The following is a 17,498-nucleotide window of genomic DNA, read 5'->3' on the forward strand; positions in this document are numbered from 1 at the left end:
AATGGCGTTTCACTCAGCAAAGCATTACTGAATAGTCACTCTTCCGCCACTGCTTTCGTTTTTTGTGATATTGGTAACGTTTCCTCTTTTATACACATTCACGCTTCCGCCGGAAGATGCTTCTGCATTAATGGAAGAAGAAGCACTGATGTCTACGCTCGCTCCGCTGGATGAATCTGTTTTCAGATTCTGAACTATAACATCTTTGGCAGAAATACTGCTTCCCGATGAAGCACTGATCTCCGCATTTTTAGCTTTACCGGAAAGATCCAGACTTGCAGCGGATGAAGCATCCACATCAAGATCTACCGCCCAGATTTTTCCGTCGAAACTTCCGCTGCTGTCTATGGAAATAGTAAATGTATTCGCTTCAAGATCTCCGGAAACCGCTGCAGAACTCGAAACTTCAAGTTCCATTTTATCCTGCACAAATTTATCCTTCACTTTAACGCTGGCTGCAGAATTGGCATTTAATTTTGAAAAATCTTTCGTATAAATTCTCGCAGAAACATTGTGGGTATTCATCACACGGATTCCCGGTTTGTAATGGATATGAAGCTCTCCTCCGTTGTTATCCACCAAAACCTCATCGATAATATTTTTGGGAGCAGAAATTACAACCTTTTCAAAATCAGCTTTTATAATTTCAGCTTCTATTGCCTGTGAAACTTCAATTTCATCGAAATCGCCCGTCACTTCTTTATGGCTCATCGGTCCGTTGTCTTTCGTTACTACTTTTTCCACCCAGTTTTTCTGATCGTTCCCGTTATGATGTCGGTCATTTTTATCGCAAGAATCCAGAAGTGCAACAACTGAAAAAAGAAAAATAGTCTGTGATTTCATGTTTATTATTTTATGAATTAAGTTTTAAGTATCTTTATACCTTATTAACAACTAATTTATGAAAAATATTACATCGGTATTATTAATTTCTGCATTAGCATTCAACCAATCATGTACAACAATGAAAAACACCGATAGCCAACAGGAAGTTCCAGCTCCGGACGCATCGCTTTCATCGAATCCTTTCATGAAAAAAAGCAAACTTCAGTATGAAGCTCCTGAATTTGACAAAATTAAAAATGAACATTTTAAACCCGCTTTTGATTTCGGTCTGAAACAGCACGACGCTGAAATTTTAAAAATCGCCAACAATTCTGAAGCACCCACTTTTGAAAACACCATCGTAGCTCTGGAAAAAAGCGGTGAAGTTCTGAAAAGAGCAACCATTGTATTCTCTAATCTTACCAGCGCCAATACAAACCCGACTTTACAGGCTCTTGATGAAGAATATGCTCCGATCTTTGCAGCCCATTCTGATAAAATGTATCTGAATGAAAATCTTTATAAAAGAATAAAAGCAATCTCTGAAAACGGTTTAGACGCTGAAAGCAAAAGATTATTACAATATTACAAGCAGAATTTCGAAATCGCAGGAGCCAATCTTTCTTCTGCGGATAAAGAGAAACTAAAGCAGATCAATCAGGAACTGGCTTCACTGTCTACGCAATATTCCAACAAATTGCTTGAAGCGAGAAAGCAGGGAGGCGTTTTCTTTACAGATGTGAAGGAACTGGACGGACTTTCCGCCGATGAAATTGCTGCAGCAGCTTCTGATGCTAAAAATGCCGGAAAACCGGGACAGTATCTTTTAGCATTACAAAATACAACGCAACAACCTCTTTTACAGAATCTTAAAAACAGAGCAACGAGAGAAAAACTCTTCAAAGCATCATGGACAAGAGCTGAAAAAGGGGATGGAAACGATACAAGAGAAACCATTGAAAAATTAGCGAAATTAAGACTGAAAAAAGCTCAGGTTTTAGGTAAAAAAAGTTTCGCAGAATGGAAATTGCAGGATCAGATGGCAAAAACGCCGGAGGCTGCAACAAAATTAATGAATCAGATTGCGACTCCTGCCGTAGAAACGGCAAGACGTGAAGCAAAAGACATTCAGGATCTGATCGATCAGCAGAAAGGAGGTTTCAAGGTTGAACCATGGGACTGGAATTTTTATGCTGAACAGGTAAGAAAGGCAAAATTTGATCTTGATGAAAGTGAAATAAAGCCTTATTTTGAAATTACAACCGTTTTGGAGAAGGGCGTGTTCTTCGCTGCGGAAAAATTCTATGGATTAACTTTCAAAAAGAGAACGGATCTTCCGGTTTATCATCCGGATGTGGTTACGTATGAAGTTTTCGATCATGACGGAAAATCCATTGCCATTTATTATCTGGATTTCTACACGAGGGATTCTAAAAACGGAGGAGCTTGGATGAGCAATTTCGTAGAACAATCTTATTTATTAGGAACAAAACCTGTGATTGTAAACTGTTACAATTATCAGAAACCGGCTCCCGGAAAACCTTCTTTAATAAGTTATGATGATGTTTCCACTATTTTCCATGAATTCGGACACTCTATTCACGGGATGTTTGCCAGCCAGAAATATCCTTCGCTTTCCGGAACCAATGTACCGAGAGATTTCGTGGAATTCCCTTCACAGATCAACGAACACTGGGCTTTAGATCCTGTTGTTTTAAAGAACTACGCTTTACATTACGAAACAAAACAGCCCATTCCGCAAACTTTGGTTGATAAAATTAAAAAAGCGGCAACTTTCAATCAGGGTTATATGACCACTGAATTGGTTTCTGCGGCTGAATTAGATATGGATTGGCATACGGTGACGAATGAAAATCAGTTAATTCCGGTTTTAGATTTTGAAAAAGAATCTTTAGCAAAGCACGGATTTACTTTGGCAACGGTTCCTCCGAGATATCACACGCCTTATTTTGCACACATTTGGGGTGGTGGTTATTCTGCAGGATATTATGCTTATTTATGGTCTGAAACACTGGATAATGACGCCTGGGAATGGATTTCTAAAAATGGAGGGTTGACAAGAGAAAACGGAGACCGTTTCAGAAAATATATTTTGTCTGTAGGAAATTCTGTTGACTTGAATCAGGCATTCAGAGATTTTACAGGACACGATCCGGATATTAAGCCTTTATTGAGAAACAGGGGATTTATTAAATAAATTTTTAAAAGCATTCAATTTTTGGATGCTTTTTTTTTGATTTAAACACTAATAACACAAATGTTTTTCACAAATAGCACAAATCTTTTCTTAGAAAAAATCTGTGAAAATCCGGATGATTTGTGGGAAATATAAATGAATCTGGCTAATGCCTTGGGCAGCAATTTATTTTTTCAAAAGTGCTAAAGTCAGCTCCTATTGATCCCAACTTTGTAAGGTGAGTGAAAATATTCGCATACATTTGCTTCAATAAAAGCAAAAATAAATATATTTGGTACTATTATTTAACCAATGAAAACTTTAATTTTTCTATGAAATTTATAACTCTTTTAAGCCTTTCGTGGCAACACATATTAATTATTTTACTAATCATCACTCCTATTTATTTTATACCTACATTTATTGCTTACAGTAGAAAGCATTCCAACGCAGGTGCTATATTTGCATTGAATTTTTTCTTAGGCTGGGCATTAATAGGCTGGGTAGGAGCATTAATATGGGCTTTGTCAAACAGATCAAATAATCAACAAATAATTGTCAATTCCAATAATCCGCATAATTACAATTCTAACATTGATCAATTGGCTAAGTTAAAAGAACTTCATGACAAAGGTGTACTTACCGATGAAGAGTTCACAGATCAAAAAAATAAATTGCTTAGTTAAAAAAGAATTTAAGACTTTTGCAATCTAAAATTTAAAACAATGAACTGTCCCTGCTGTTCCGGAAAGAGCTACGAAGAATGCTGTAAACCTTATCATACAAAAGAAAAATTTGCACCTACTGCAGAAGCATTGATGCGCTCAAGGTTTTCTGCATTTGCGATTCCGAATGGAAGATATTTGATGGAAACCACTTCGCCGAGTAAAAGGCAGTTTCACAATACGAAAGATTTACAGGAATGGGGAGAAATTAATGAGTGGACAAAACTTGAAATTGTAAATAAACCTTCCATGAATAAAGTGGAATTCAAGGCTTTTTACACTGATGAAAACGGAGGAAACCATGTTCATCACGAATTATCTACTTTTAAAATGATCCAGAACCGCTGGTTTTATGTGAACGGTGAATTTTTAGAATAATTTTTTGTTGGTAATCGCAAAGGTGCAAGGTTTTATTATAATCATTATGCTTTAAGGCGCAAGAATTTTATCTTCGATAAAATTCATTGTGTGAAATTTTCTTTAAACAAAAAAATGTCCAGCATTTCTGCCGGACATTCGTATTTTATTGAGAAAACTCTTAGTGAGCTTCGTTTCCGTCTACTCCGTGAGCGTGACCGTGAGACAATTCTTCTTCTGTTGCAGGACGTGTGTTTAAGATTTCAACCTGGAAATCTAACGTTTTTCCAGCCATCGGGTGATTAAGATCTGCCACAACAGCTTCCGGAGTTACCTCAACCACAATTGCCTGAAAGTTATTTCCCTGATTGTCTGATAGTGGTAAAATTGCTCCTACAGGCGGAATTCCAGCTTCCTGGAACATATCGATCGGCAACTGAGCAATTGCATCAGGCTGTCTTTCGCCATACGCTTCTTCAGGCTTAATCGTAAAATCAGCTTTATCACCAGCTTGTAAGCCGTGGATATTCTGTTCAAATTTTGGAATCATCATTCCTACCCCATACAAAAATGTAAGTGGATTTTCTGCTGTTGTTTCTTCTACAAGAATTTTACTTCCATCCGGCTCAATAGTATGTAGGATATACTTTACAGCTACAACGTGATTGTTTTCGATTGTCATATTTTATTCTTTTTTCGTGATTTCTTTCACGATTAACGGCACAAAGATACTGTTTTTGAAATCATTGACCGAAGAAATATTTATCTGTCTTTTTTTCTTTCGTTACGCTTTTTTTCTCTCTGTACAAAAAGATATAAACTTTCTACTTTCGTTCTTGCCCAGTCTGTTTTTCTTAAAAATTTCAGAGAAGAGTTAATGCTCGGATTGTCTGTAAAACATCTGATGTTGATCTTTTCACCAAGTTTTTCAAAACCGTTATAATATTCTACCAGCTCTTCAAGAATGGCATTTAGTCTTTTTCCGTGCAGAGGATCTTTAGATTGTTGTTCCATGCCGTAAAAGTAGAGAATTTGTATTTCATGACAAATAAATTAATTTTAATGAAAATAAAAAAATTACTGCTTTTAAATAATTTTTCACAAATTATGAATTCAAATTAATAATTTCGTTCAATGAAAAAGCTTTTACCGCATATTATTCTTATTCCGCTACTTCTTACAATCCCGATTGTTTCTTCTCCGGATTTCGACGGAACGCTTTCGGTTTTCAGGGTTCCTCCATTTCAAAGAGAGTTTATCCGCTTTGTACTGGTTATTATTTTCTTTTATTTAAACCTTAAAATCTTTCTTCCAGAATATTACCGAAGAAAAAAATTTTTCCTTTTCTCACTTTTTGTAATGATCTGTTTTGGATGTATGGCATTTCTGCCTACTTATTTTTCTCCGGAAAATATGTTTCCGGAAGAATATCCGAAAATACAGATGAGTCCTCCTGAAATGTTTGATCCAAATGGAAATTTCCCCAAACCTCCAATGAATGGAGAGGCTCCATTTCGCAATTTTGCTCCTAAAAGAAATGACGGCACTTATCATCAGATGATATTTTCTTCTCTGTTGCCGTTTCTTTTTTCTTTTTTATCTTCATTCTTTATTTACAGGAGCAATGAGAAAAAGGAACTGGAAAAATTAAAGGCAAAAGCAGAGCTATTAAATTTAAAATATCAGTTGCAGCCTCATTTTCTGTTTAATATTTTGAATTCTATCTATTCTCTGGCTTTGTTAAAATCTGACGATACGCCTGAAGGAATTTTAAAGCTTTCCAATGTAATGCGGTATGTGGTACAAGAAAGCAGTAAAGATTTTGTGGAACTGAACAGGGAGATAGACTATATAAAAGATTATATTTCGCTTCAACTGATAAGAACAGACAATAGTCTTGATTTTTCTTATACCGAGATCGGGGAAACGCAGGGACTGAGAATTGCCCCGTTCATTTTGGTTAATTTTGTAGAAAATGCATTTAAGTATGGCTTCAATGCGGAAAAAAATTCTAAAATTTCTGTGAAAGTCGTCATTCAGGAAGGTACTCTTAGTTTTAATGTTTTTAATAATATTGTGAACGAAAATATAACGGATGAAAGCAGCCTGAAAGTAGGACTGAAAAATACGACTGAACATTTGCAGCAGATTTATGGAGAAAAACAGACTCTTATCATAAAAGATGACGGAGAGACCTATGATATAGATCTAAAAATTAATTTAATCTGATACGTGATGATAAAAGCAATTGCACTGGATGATGAGATTCTGGCTCTTAAAATTATTGAAAATTATGCCGGAAAAATTGAGAATCTTTCTCTGGAAAAGACCTTCAATATACAAAGCGATGCACAGAAACACCTCAATAAATATCCTGTTGATCTGATTTTTCTGGATATTGAAATGCCTTCCAAAAACGGAATGGATTTTTATAAAAGTATTTCTCAGAATACAAAAGTTATTTTTACAACAGCTTATTCTGAATATGCCGTAGAAGCTTTCAGTATCAATGCGGTAGACTATTTATTAAAACCTTTTTCGTTTGAACGATTTAAAGCCGCTGTGGATAAAGTAAAAGTGAGTAGTGAATCTGCTGATGTAAAATATCTTTCCATCCGAGCAGATTATAAACTTCACAAAATTAATTTTGATGATATTATTTTGATCGAAGGTTTAGACGATTACATTCAGATTCATCTTGCAGATCATTCCAAGATTACCGCGCGTTCCTCCATGAAAAATATTCTGGAAAAACTTTCAGAAAAAGATTTTGTAAGAGTACACCGTTCTTATATTGTTCCCGTAAACCTTATTAAAACAATTGTAAACCGCAATATTCACATTGGGGAATTTATCATTCCGATTGGGGAAACATTTAAAGGGGTGGTAATGGAAATTGTGAATAAATAATTTTAATTCATCTCTAAAACCACCGCGTCAAAAATTCTTCGAATTTTTGCCACCCTGAATTTCTATTCGGTAATTTTATGCTATTTCTATCATATTATTCTTAATATTTCTTAAAAAAAAATCCATTTACCGACACATTTTTGCTGTTTACCTCATAAATTTCATAAGCTGTTTTTTTCAAAATACATTTGTTACAGGAAATTGAAAGAATGAAATTAAAATCATTCAAATAGTAACCTTAAAAAAACATATTATGAAAACAATAGACAGAAAAGGTTTTTTAAAAACTCTTGGTTTGGCAGGTGTTACTGCGGTGGCAGCTCCTATTTTGATACGTTGCGGAAGTGATGACGATATCACAGATACTACAACAGGTTCATCTTCAGGTTCAGGATCTTCTTCCGGATCAACTTCATCGGCATGTTCTGTTACCAATTCAGAAACCGAAGGACCTTTTCCTACAAAATCACCTTCTACACTTGTACAGACTAATATCGTAGGAGACAGAACAGGTGTTCCGTTCACAATTACAATTACCGTTCAGAATACCAATGCAAGCTGTGCCAATCTTCAGGGAGCTATTGTAGATATCTGGCATTGTGACAAAGACGGAAACTATTCTGAATACGGAGGAACAACGATGCAGACTGCCGATTATACGTCTTACCATTTCCTGAGAGGAAGACAGACAACCGATGCCAACGGAAAAGTTTCTTTCACAAGTATATTTCCGGGATGGTATCAGAGCAGAGCCACCCACATCCATGTTCACATTTATAATTCTGCAGGGCAGTCTCTTCTCGTAACACAGATTGCATTTCCTGAAGGCAGTGACAGCGCAGTGGTTCAGGTAGCTTCAAGTACAGGATATAAAGGAATGAGCGGATATACTTATAATGCAAGTGATAATGTATTCAGCGACGGAACATCTAATGAAATGTCTACGATTACAGGAAGTGTAAGTGCTGGTTATGCTCTTACCCATACAATAAAAGTTTCGGCTTAAAAATAAAACAGAGGTTGTTTACTATTAGTTTATTAGTTTTCCACTAAAGCACAGATTTACGCGGGTGTGAAGTGATTAGAGGTGTTTATCTGTGCGGTGTGGAATTCCTCAAAAAAATCCAATCAAAATGTTAGTTCAAAGTCCATCCAGAATTTTTAAATCTGATCTTTCCGTCTGGAGGAAAGAAAACTCATGTGTTCTGAACGAGATGATTCCCGATGAACAGTCAGGATTGCACAAAATAACAGAAATTGTTTTCGAGGAAAACGGAACATTTGATTTTAACTATCAAAAAAGTTCTACCGTTCTCATCATTGTTCTGTTCGGCGAAATTTTCATTAACGATTTTCAGAAACCTGTTTCTCCGGAGCACATCTTTACTTTAAAGTCTGAAGAAGGCAATACACTGAACATCAGAAACAATACACCGGATGAGAAAGCCGACATTCTGATTTTTGAACTAAAAAGTATTAAAAAAGATAATTTCTTCAGCATTGAAAATCTGAATATAGACCGTAGAAATCATTTGATACAGATTTCCGAGAAACTGGAATATCCTAATTTCATAGGTCTGTACGAAGGAAGGAAAGAAGAAGAATATTCTTTACATCAGAAAGGAAAATCAATTTTCGGAATGGTAATAAACGGTGCTTTTGAGTTTCAGAACAGACTTTTAGAAACCAGAGACGCGATCATCATTTCTGAAATTGAAATCCTTGAATTTGAAGCATTAAGCGAAAACGCCCTTTTAATTTTCCTTGAAGTTTAATTTAAAATAAAAACTAAATACATGGACAGAAAAAAATTTTTAAAAAACTCATTCGGATTAGCAGGAATAGCTGTTGCTGCGCCTGTTCTTCTCCGATCGGAAATTTTTCATGAGGAAATGCTGCCCGAAAAATCTTCTCAAAATGTTTTAACCTGCAGTGTAACCAATTCGGAAACAGCGGGTCCTTTTCCTACGCATACTCCTTCGAGCCTTGTACAAACCAATATTGTGGGAGACAGAACCGGAGTAGCCTTTACGATGAATATTTACATCAAGAATACCAACGGAAACTGTGCTGCCTATCAAGGTGTTCTGGTAGATGTTTGGCATTGTGATAAAGACGGAAATTATTCCGAATACGGAGGTACGGCAATGCAGGCTGCAAATTACACCAACAATCATTTTCTTCGCGGAAGACAGACCACGGATGCAAACGGACTTGTAAGTTTCACGAGCATATTTCCGGGATGGTATCAGAGCAGAGCCACCCACATTCATGTTCATATTTACAAAGCAGACGGAACTTCTCTTCTGGTAACGCAGATTGCTTTTCCGGAGGGAACAAGCAGTGCTGTTTATAATGTGAATGTAAACGGAACTTCATACGGCTATACAAAAGGTATGACGGGATACACCTATAATGCCAGTGACAATGTATTTTCAGACGGAACCAGCAACGAGATGAGCACTGTAACAGGATCTTTATCTGCCGGATATATTTTAACTCATACCATCTATGTAGCAGGAGCCGTTTTAGGAACTCAGGAAGCAGCAAACACCAAAAATTTTAATGTGGGACAGAATTATCCAAATCCTTTCAGAGAAGAGACTATTTTCCCGATTACTCTCAACGAAAGATCAACAGTGAGTATTGAACTGTTTGATGTAAGCGGAAAAAAACTTTTCAGTGTGATCGACAAGCAAAAACTTGCATCCGGAAATCAGCAGATCAAAATGACGAAAAACCAATTAAAATCCGGAATGTATGTCGCAAAAATTACTATTGATAATACGAAAGGAACGTTTACAGAGAATCTTAAAGTTCTTGTAAACTAAGCTTCTTGAGTATTAGATATTTTTCATATCAATTTTGTTTAGGATCAGGGCAGAAATCATAAAAGAACTGCCCTGTTTTATTAAAATTTAAAATGATGAAGGCTAAAATAAAACTTGCATTCAGGATTGTAATTGATCAGAATTCTGAAATTATCTGGGATAAATATATCTTTGAAGATACTTTTTTCGAGTATAAAATTCAGCATCAGGTTTTCGATGATAAAGAAAATCCGGTAAAGAATTACTGGGAATTGCTGAGAAAAAATCCTCATGCAGAAAGAATTCCGTTTTTACTGAGTTCAGCAGTGGTAAACTATGTTGCCCAGCTTAACGGTGAAGTTAAAAGCCTTCCTGATGTTTTGGGAAATACTTTTTTCCCGATTGAAAATTTCAAACTGGATCTCATCAGTTCCAATGTGGAAGATCCTTCAAAGCATAAAATAGGTTTAACTTTTTACACGCCTGAATTGTTGCTGATTGATATTATCGACAATAAGTATCTTTTAAGCAAAAATAGTTCGGGAGACTCTTTTGAAACGTTTATGTTTGCCTTTCATCCACAGGTTGCAATAGCTTCTTATACAGCTTTATAATTTATATTGATTAATTTCTAAACAACAGGATGTTGTTTCATTTTTACAGATGATTTTTATTAAAGAGAAACCTCCGCTGAAATTCAGCGGAGGTTTTGTTTTAAAGATCTTTGACAAGTGGTTTTACCTCTTTGCCAAACAGCTCAATAGATTTCATCATAAGATCATGCTCCGGAGCTCCCACATCCATGTGTCCGATAAATCTTGTGATACCGAAAATTTCTTTCAGGTAAGCAATTTTATCTGCCACTTCTTTAGGATTACCGATGAACAACGCTCCTTCTTTGCTTCTTCCGCCGTCATACTGCATTTTGGTATAAGGAGCCCAACCTCTGGAAGAACCGATTCTGTCCATCTGTGATTTATAATTGTGGAAATATCCTTCAATCACTTCCGGATCATCACTTACAAAAGTATGCGAATGAACGGCAATCTGCATTTTTGAAACGTCGTGTCCCGCTTTTTTATATTCCTGCTTGTAGAATTCAATTAAATTTCTGAATTGTACCGGCATTCCTCCGATAATTGCCACCACTAAAGGCATTCCCAATTCTGCGGCACTTAAAACCGACTGCGGAGTTCCGCCGACAGCTCTCCAGATGGGCAGTTTTCCGTCATTTTTTGCTCTCGGATAAACGGTTTGATTTTGCATCGATGCACGAAGTTTTCCTTTCCAGGTTACATTTTCCTGAGAATTGATTTTAAGCAATAAGTCTAATTTTTCATCAAAAAGTTCCTCATAATCGTTTAAAGAATACCCATACAAAGGAAATGATTCGATGAAACTTCCTCTACCCACAAAAATTTCAGCACGGCCATCGGAAATTAAATCCAGAGTGGAGAAATCTTCATACACTTTTACTGGCTCTGATGAACTTAAAACCGTAACACCACTCGCTAATTTAATATTTTTTGTAATACTTGCCGCTGCAGCCAGAACGATTTCCGGAGAAGAAACCGCATAATCGGGACGGTGATGTTCTCCCATGGCAAAAACATCAATTCCCACCTCATCCATGAATTTTATCTGCTCCAGAATTTCACGAATCTTTACTCCTGCATCTTTATATTTTCCTGTTGTCTGGTCGAAAGCAAGATCGCCAAACATTCCTATTCCTAATTCCATATTGTTGATTTTATAGTACAAATTTACGGCAACTGAAAATCAGATGCATTGATGTTTGGTAAGAAAGGAAATGGAATATTAAGTACTGATTTTGCTTTTAAGTCTTAAAAACTGTTTTTCGAAAAGATGGTAAGAAAGCACGGAACATACAACTGAAGCAATAAATGACAGCGCAACGACTAACATCCAGTTGAAATTGAATCTATTTCCTATTTTTATAAAAAACATGATTAAAATGGTGTGAAAAAGATACAGTCCGTAAGTGTATTTTCCAAGTTTTGCCAAAATACTTTTATCTGAAATTTTAAAAACATTTTTTGTTCCTAAAGTAGATAAAATTAACCCTGAAAAGAAAACACTCAAAAGAAATGAAATCAGTGCAGGATTTGAAATTATTATTGAATTCCCTATAAAAACAATAAATGCCAACACCAAAAAAGCGTAACTGTATTTGTAAACAGCAGAAACCATTTCAAGCTTTTGGATTAGATCTTCTCTAAAGACAAAAATATACGCAGGAATGGCTCCGAAAGCAAAATAATGAATATTGGTAAAGAGATCTAAAGTCGGAATTTGTAATTTTCCATACACCATCTGCATGATGAATGAAAAAACAATACTTCCCAGAAGAAGTTTCGGAATATTTTTAAGGGAAATAAAGTAAAAAGCCAGTCCCCAGAAAATGTAAAAATGCTCTTCGATACACAAAGACCAGATCACGGTAATCGGCGATACATTGGGAAGCTGATTGGTATACATCGCCATATAATTTTCCAGAAAAGTAAGGGTAAACCACCAATTTGGCTGATATCCTTCGTTGGAATAGGAAATATTAAAAAAATCAAGAATAAATGGCGTGCATATCGCAAAAAGTACCATGGCATAATAAAGCGGCCATATTCTTAAAATCCTTCTCATAAAGAACTTTTTCAGCGGAATTGTTCCATTATTGTTTATTTTTTCGAGAATAAGAATATAGGTGATGAGGAAACCGCTCAGTACGAAGAAAAAAGAAACACCAATCCCCCCTTGCTTGGAAAAATAGTATAGAAAGCTATCTTCAGGAACGGGGGAATGGCGTAAAAAAACCAATAAAAAAGACAGAAACCTCAACGAATCGAACGTATGAAAGTGTACTCTGCCTTTTTTGGTGAGGTTCATTATCAATATTTCAGGATTATTTTTTCAGATTCTGATCAAAATAATCTGTTACTTTCTGCATAAGATGCACTCTGTCTTTTCCGATCACGTTGTGCGGATGTCCCGGATATACAAAATAGTCCAACTGAACACCATTATCAACCGCAGATTTGATGAATTTAACCGAATGCTGCCAAACCACAACATCATCCTGTGCTCCGTGAATCATCAGTAATTTTCCTTTCAGATTCTGAACTTTATCCAGAAGATTGGCTGTTGCATATCCTTGCGGATTTTCCTGCGGTGTATCCATGTATCTTTCGCCATACATGATCTCGTACATACTCCAGTCGATTACAGGTCCTCCTGCAACCCCCACTTTGAAAACATCCGGCTTACGAAGCATGAAACTCGTTGTCATAAACCCTCCGAAGCTCCATCCGTGGATTCCCATTCTTTCGGAATCTACGTAAGGAAGAGATTTTAAATACTCTACTCCTTTCATCTGGTCGTTCATTTCTGTTGTTCCCAGATTTCTGAAAACAGCCTGCTCGAATTTTAACCCACGGTTAGAAGAACCTCTTCCGTCCATCGTGAAAATGATGTATCCGTTTTGCGCCATGTATTCGTACCAAAGATTTCCGGATGCGGGGAAAGAATTGGTAATAAGCTGCAAATGCGGACCGTTGTATAAATAAACAATCACCGGATATTTCTTGTTCTGATCAAAATTGGTCGGAAGAATCATTTTTCCGTACAAAATTGTTCCGTCGTCGGCTTTTAAGTTGATATTTTTAATTTCCGGACGCTGATAATTTTTCAGTGTATTTTCAGCAGTCAGAAGATTGTTTGTCTTTAATGTGTTTGTGTTGATGATGTTGGCAACTCTTGGTGTATCGGCGTTGCTGTAGACATCATACAGGAAATTTCCGTCGCTGCTTAACACTCCGGAGTGAACTCCTTCTGCGTTATCCATTCTCTGCATCTTAAAATTTGTCCAGTTGATTCTGTACAAATGCTTTTCCAACGGAGTCTCTTTCGTGGAGGTAAAATAGATTTCTTTTTTCTTTTCATTGAAACCTAAAATATCCGTTACCAGCCAATCTCCTTTTGTAATCTGTGCAACGAGTCCTTTTTCCAGATTGTAGTGGAATAAATGGTTGTATCCTGTTCTCTGGCTCTGCCAGATGAAATCTGTATTGGAATTCGGGAAGAATGTTAAAGGATGTTGAGGTTCCACATATTTATCGCTGGTTTCTTCGAATAAAGTTTTCACTAAATTTCCTGTCGAAGCATCATATTGATTCATTTTCAGGTAATTCTGTCCTCTGTTCAGAACGCCTACAAAAATATACTTTGAATCCGGACTCCAGGTAACAGCCGTTAAATACTGATCTTTTTCGCCTTCGATATTTAAGAAGGTTGTGTTCTGAGTTTTAATATTGAAAACTCCCAGAGTTACCTGATGAGACGTTTTTCCCGCCATCGGATATTTGATATTGTGATTTACAGCAGGAGTTACAGACCAGTCAATAATCGGATAATCAGCAACCATTGTCTGATCCATTCTGTAAAAAGCAACACTTTCAGAATTTGGAGCCGGGAAAATTCCGGTATCAATTCCGAATTCGTTTCGGTGAACATTGGAAGCTCCATTCAGTATATTTTCATCGGTATCATTGGTTACTGCGATAGTTTTTCCATTTCTGTTAACAAATAAATTATTCTTTACGGTAAATGCAAAAGTCTGGTTATCTCCAAAAATCTTTATATTTTCAGCATTATTATCCAAAGCAACGGAATTTTTTGTTTTCCAGTCGCTGCCGGATTTTTCTACCCATACCATTTTTCCGCCGGAATTAAAATATCCCTGAGAATTGCTGATGAATTTAATCTGCGGAACTGCTTTGAATTTATTGTCTGTTAAATTCTTATTCAACTGGGATAAAGAAACCAGCGTATCCTGTTTGTTGGTTTTCAGATCTGTGATTAAATATCCGCCTTTTACCGCCTGAATATAAGATTTTCCATCTGCAGACCATGAAAACTGTGAGATGTTTTTAACGGCTAAGTTGGTTCTCATCCCGTTTACTGCCTCCGCCATTGTAAATTTTTGGGTCTGAGCCAATGCGCTGCTTCCCAAAACCAGCATCCATAAAGATAATTTATATAATTTCATTGTATAAAATTGAATCCTTCAAAAATAAGAAATAAATATCAATGGTTAAGAAGTGTTAAAGTAAAATGGAGTTTGGTTTTTTGTTGGTTGTTGATGGCTGTTTGCTGTTGTTTGTTTTGAGTTTATTTGAAGTAATTTTAATTTTATCAAATGATAAACTGATACTTCTGTTTTTATTGGAACCTGCTTCGTTATAAGCATTGATTGGATTTTAACGCAAAATATGCAAATGAGCAGTATGTCTTTTGTTCTGTAATACTACTATTAAAAGCATTTTCAAATCTTATTAAATCATAAACTGAGAATTCTGTTTTTATTGGAACCTGCTTCGTTATAAGCATTGGTTAGGATTTTAACGCAAAATACGCAAAGGGATTTTTAAATGATTAGGCGGATTTCGTTCGCAACGGCACTTCGACAAGCTCAGCATAAACTATTCACTCAGCAAATGAACTGTATGTTTTTCGTTTTGTAAGAATATTTAAAATAAACTTGTCTAAACTTTTTTACCGCAAAAGATGCAAAAGATTGTAACACTTTAGCAGTTTAAGCTTAATACTTAAATGGAAAAAAGAGCACATAAGTTTAAAAAAAAATCAAAGATTTTTTCTCTTTGCAGACTTTTGAAATACTTTGAATAAATCCAATAAAGACTTTTGTGTACGATTTTTTGAGACTGCTTCGTCGCTTCAGAACTATGTTCGCAATGGCGGGTAATGAATTACTGGCTTCAATCCTAGCCGTGATTGCAGCAATTGTCTGAGCTCATTTCTTTAGTTTCGGCGCGGCTTTGCCGCGCCGAAACTAAAGAAATAGCGAGTGCGGAAAGCGCGATAAAGCTCCTGATTAGGTTGGAGAGTTTTTAAGTTGGAGGGTTAGAGCGTGTGAGTGTTTAAGGGTTTGAGTGTGTAAGTGTAAGTGTAATAGAAATAGAGTTGTTTTGCTTTTTTCGTTAAAAATATTTTGGGGATTTCTCGTTCGTTGAAATGGCAGGATTGTGAAAAATACAGCGAAAAGCATTTCTTATCCTACGTCAATGATTTGTACCTCTCTTCTGATATACATTTGCAGTATAATTAACAACAAAAAATATTAATACAATGGCAACAAAATGGAACCTAGACCCTGCTCACAGTGAAATTACTTTTAAAGTAAAACATATGATGATCTCTAATATCAAAGGAAACTTTACAGATTTTACGGCTGAAATTGACGCGGAAGACGATACTTTTGCGAATGCTAAAACAACGGCAACAGTTCAGACAGCTTCTATCTCTACGCACAATTCAGACAGAGATAACCATTTAAGATCTGCTGAATTCTTTAACGCTGAAGCTAATCCAACAATTACTTTTGAATCTTCTGCTTTGAACAATGAAGTAACAGGAAATTTAACAATTAACGGAATTACGAAGCCTGTAACACTTGATGTGGATTTCAATGGAATCAACGTAGATCCTTGGGGAAATACAAAGGCTGGTTTCTCTTTCGAAGGGAAAATCAACAGAAAAGATTTCGGACTGAACTGGAATGCTGCGCTTGAAGCAGGAGGTGTAATGGTAAGCGAGGAAGTGAAAATCGCCGGAGAATTACAGTTTGTAAAACAAGCATAAAAACATAAAAATCAAGGTAAAAGAGCAAAGGAAAGTTACATTACCTTTGCTCTTTTCTGTTTTTGAGAATAAAAAAAATGAACCTCAACGATTTACAAAACATCAGCGAAAATTTTAATAATACCGGGAAAATGCCTGTTCTTTTTCTGGGACATGGTTCGCCAATGAATGCTATTGAAGAAAACCAGTTTGTACAGGGTTTCCGAAAAGCTTCGGCTGAAATTCCGAAACCGAATGCCATTCTCTGTATTTCGGCACATTGGTTTACACAGGGAACGAAAGTAACAGCAATGGATATGCCGAGAACAATTCATGATTTTGGAGGTTTTCCGCAGGCTTTGTTTGATATACAATATCCTGCTCCGGGAAATGCTGAGTTGGCAAAAGAGACGGCAGAATTGCTGGCTCCTGTTATCGTGGAGGAAGATCATAACTGGGGACTGGATCACGGAGCATGGTCTGTGATTAAACATATGTATCCGAATGCAGATATTCCTGTTATTCAGATGAGTATTGATTATACAAAACCTCCGCAGTATCATTTTGACTTGGCTAAGAAACTCAATAAGCTCCGCGAAAAAGGAATTTTAATTATCGGAAGCGGAAACATTGTTCATAATTTGAGACTGATCGACTGGAGAAATATCAATACTGTCGGAGCCGGATGGGACTGGGCGATTGAAGCCAGAGAAAAAACCAACAATTGGCTTTTGGACGGAAATTTTCAGAACATCATTGATTATCAGAAACAGGGTACTTCGCTGCAATATGCGGTTCCCACTCCCGATCATTATCTTCCTTTACTCTATACTTTAGGGATGAAGGAGGAATCTGAAAACCTGAGTTTATTTAATGATGAATTAATTGCAGGATCTCTGAGTATGACGAGCGTGAGAATAGGATAAAAAAAACGGAAGAAATTTTCGAGGTCACTGAAAAACTAAATTTTTATTAACCAATAAAAAAGGAGTGTAAAACGTATAGTTTTACGCTCCTTCTTTG

Annotated in this window: 17 protein-coding genes; 11 read left to right on the forward strand and 6 right to left on the reverse strand. The window is 36.2% G+C overall.

Going from position 1 to position 17,498, the window contains the following annotated elements; translation table 11 throughout:
• Positions 1–24: 24 nt before the first annotated feature.
• Positions 25–843, reverse strand: coding sequence for a head GIN domain-containing protein (locus H6W52_RS11525; protein ID WP_116098463.1), 819 nt, complete (start codon positions 841–843; stop codon positions 25–27).
• A 58-nt stretch (positions 844–901) separates the two neighbouring features.
• Between H6W52_RS11525 and H6W52_RS11530 the strand changes: the two genes are divergently transcribed.
• The 3 genes from H6W52_RS11530 to H6W52_RS11540 all read left to right on the forward strand — a co-directional run bounded on the left by H6W52_RS11530 (position 902) and on the right by H6W52_RS11540 (position 4,125).
• Positions 902–3,043 carry a M3 family metallopeptidase gene (locus H6W52_RS11530; protein WP_116098462.1) on the forward strand — a complete coding sequence of 714 codons (2,142 nt, stop codon included), beginning with the start codon at positions 902–904 and terminating at the stop codon, positions 3,041–3,043.
• A gap of 311 nt (positions 3,044–3,354) precedes the next feature.
• The gene (locus tag H6W52_RS11535) at positions 3,355–3,708 is read left to right on the forward strand and encodes a superinfection immunity protein (RefSeq protein WP_116098506.1); all 354 of its coding nucleotides are present in this window, start codon (positions 3,355–3,357) and stop codon (positions 3,706–3,708) included.
• Between the two features lie 39 nt (positions 3,709–3,747).
• The gene (locus H6W52_RS11540) at positions 3,748–4,125 is read left to right on the forward strand and encodes a YchJ family protein (protein ID WP_116098461.1); all 378 of its coding nucleotides are present in this window, start codon (positions 3,748–3,750) and stop codon (positions 4,123–4,125) included.
• Between the two features lie 160 nt (positions 4,126–4,285).
• On the opposite strand, the gene H6W52_RS11545 is transcribed toward H6W52_RS11540, so the two are convergent.
• Both H6W52_RS11545 and H6W52_RS11550 read right to left on the reverse strand, forming a co-directional pair.
• Positions 4,286–4,786 carry a peptidylprolyl isomerase gene (locus H6W52_RS11545; protein WP_087711621.1) on the reverse strand — a complete coding sequence of 167 codons (501 nt, stop codon included), beginning with the start codon at positions 4,784–4,786 and terminating at the stop codon, positions 4,286–4,288.
• 80 nt (positions 4,787–4,866) lie between these two features.
• Entirely contained in the window at positions 4,867–5,118 is a 252-nt protein-coding gene (locus H6W52_RS11550) for a VF530 family DNA-binding protein (RefSeq protein WP_116098460.1), read from the reverse strand.
• Between the two features lie 120 nt (positions 5,119–5,238).
• Between H6W52_RS11550 and H6W52_RS11555 the strand changes: the two genes are divergently transcribed.
• The 6 genes from H6W52_RS11555 to H6W52_RS11580 all read left to right on the forward strand — a co-directional run bounded on the left by H6W52_RS11555 (position 5,239) and on the right by H6W52_RS11580 (position 10,438).
• Complete coding sequence (locus H6W52_RS11555) at positions 5,239–6,333, forward strand: sensor histidine kinase (RefSeq protein WP_116098459.1); 1,095 nt, start codon at positions 5,239–5,241, stop codon at positions 6,331–6,333.
• A 6-nt stretch (positions 6,334–6,339) separates the two neighbouring features.
• A complete protein-coding gene (locus tag H6W52_RS11560; protein WP_087711627.1) occupies positions 6,340–7,014 on the forward strand; it encodes a LytR/AlgR family response regulator transcription factor in 675 nt (224 codons plus the stop codon).
• A 253-nt stretch (positions 7,015–7,267) separates the two neighbouring features.
• Positions 7,268–8,020 carry an intradiol ring-cleavage dioxygenase gene (locus tag H6W52_RS11565; protein WP_194304389.1) on the forward strand — a complete coding sequence of 251 codons (753 nt, stop codon included), beginning with the start codon at positions 7,268–7,270 and terminating at the stop codon, positions 8,018–8,020.
• Positions 8,021–8,147: 127 nt separating this feature from the next.
• Positions 8,148–8,789, forward strand: coding sequence for a hypothetical protein (locus H6W52_RS11570; RefSeq protein WP_116098458.1), 642 nt, complete (start codon positions 8,148–8,150; stop codon positions 8,787–8,789).
• Between the two features lie 21 nt (positions 8,790–8,810).
• A complete protein-coding gene (locus H6W52_RS11575) occupies positions 8,811–9,845 on the forward strand; it encodes a T9SS type A sorting domain-containing protein (protein ID WP_116098457.1) in 1,035 nt (344 codons plus the stop codon).
• Between the two features lie 95 nt (positions 9,846–9,940).
• Positions 9,941–10,438, forward strand: coding sequence for a hypothetical protein (locus H6W52_RS11580; protein ID WP_116098456.1), 498 nt, complete (start codon positions 9,941–9,943; stop codon positions 10,436–10,438).
• Positions 10,439–10,538: 100 nt separating this feature from the next.
• Here H6W52_RS11580 and H6W52_RS11585 read toward each other — a convergent pair whose 3' ends face one another.
• The 3 genes from H6W52_RS11585 to H6W52_RS11595 form a co-directional block, all read right to left on the reverse strand.
• The gene (locus tag H6W52_RS11585; RefSeq protein WP_116098455.1) at positions 10,539–11,564 is read right to left on the reverse strand and encodes an LLM class flavin-dependent oxidoreductase; all 1,026 of its coding nucleotides are present in this window, start codon (positions 11,562–11,564) and stop codon (positions 10,539–10,541) included.
• Positions 11,565–11,642: 78 nt separating this feature from the next.
• Entirely contained in the window at positions 11,643–12,725 is a 1,083-nt protein-coding gene (locus H6W52_RS11590; RefSeq protein ID WP_116098454.1) for an acyltransferase family protein, read from the reverse strand.
• A gap of 16 nt (positions 12,726–12,741) precedes the next feature.
• Positions 12,742–14,883 (reverse strand): S9 family peptidase, encoded by a 2,142-nt coding sequence (locus tag H6W52_RS11595; RefSeq protein WP_116098453.1) that lies wholly within the window; start codon positions 14,881–14,883, stop codon positions 12,742–12,744.
• A 1,100-nt stretch (positions 14,884–15,983) separates the two neighbouring features.
• On the opposite strand from H6W52_RS11595, the gene H6W52_RS11600 reads away from it, so the two are divergent.
• Both H6W52_RS11600 and ygiD read left to right on the forward strand, forming a co-directional pair.
• Complete coding sequence (locus H6W52_RS11600) at positions 15,984–16,496, forward strand: YceI family protein (protein WP_116098452.1); 513 nt, start codon at positions 15,984–15,986, stop codon at positions 16,494–16,496.
• Between the two features lie 77 nt (positions 16,497–16,573).
• Positions 16,574–17,401, forward strand: a complete 828-nt coding sequence (ygiD, locus tag H6W52_RS11605; protein WP_116098451.1) for a 4,5-DOPA dioxygenase extradiol — start codon at positions 16,574–16,576, stop codon at positions 17,399–17,401.
• Positions 17,402–17,498 lie beyond the last annotated feature (97 nt).

The organism is Chryseobacterium sp. C2(2020), assembly GCF_014218915.1.
Classification (GTDB): domain Bacteria; phylum Bacteroidota; class Bacteroidia; order Flavobacteriales; family Weeksellaceae; genus Chryseobacterium; species Chryseobacterium mucoviscidosis.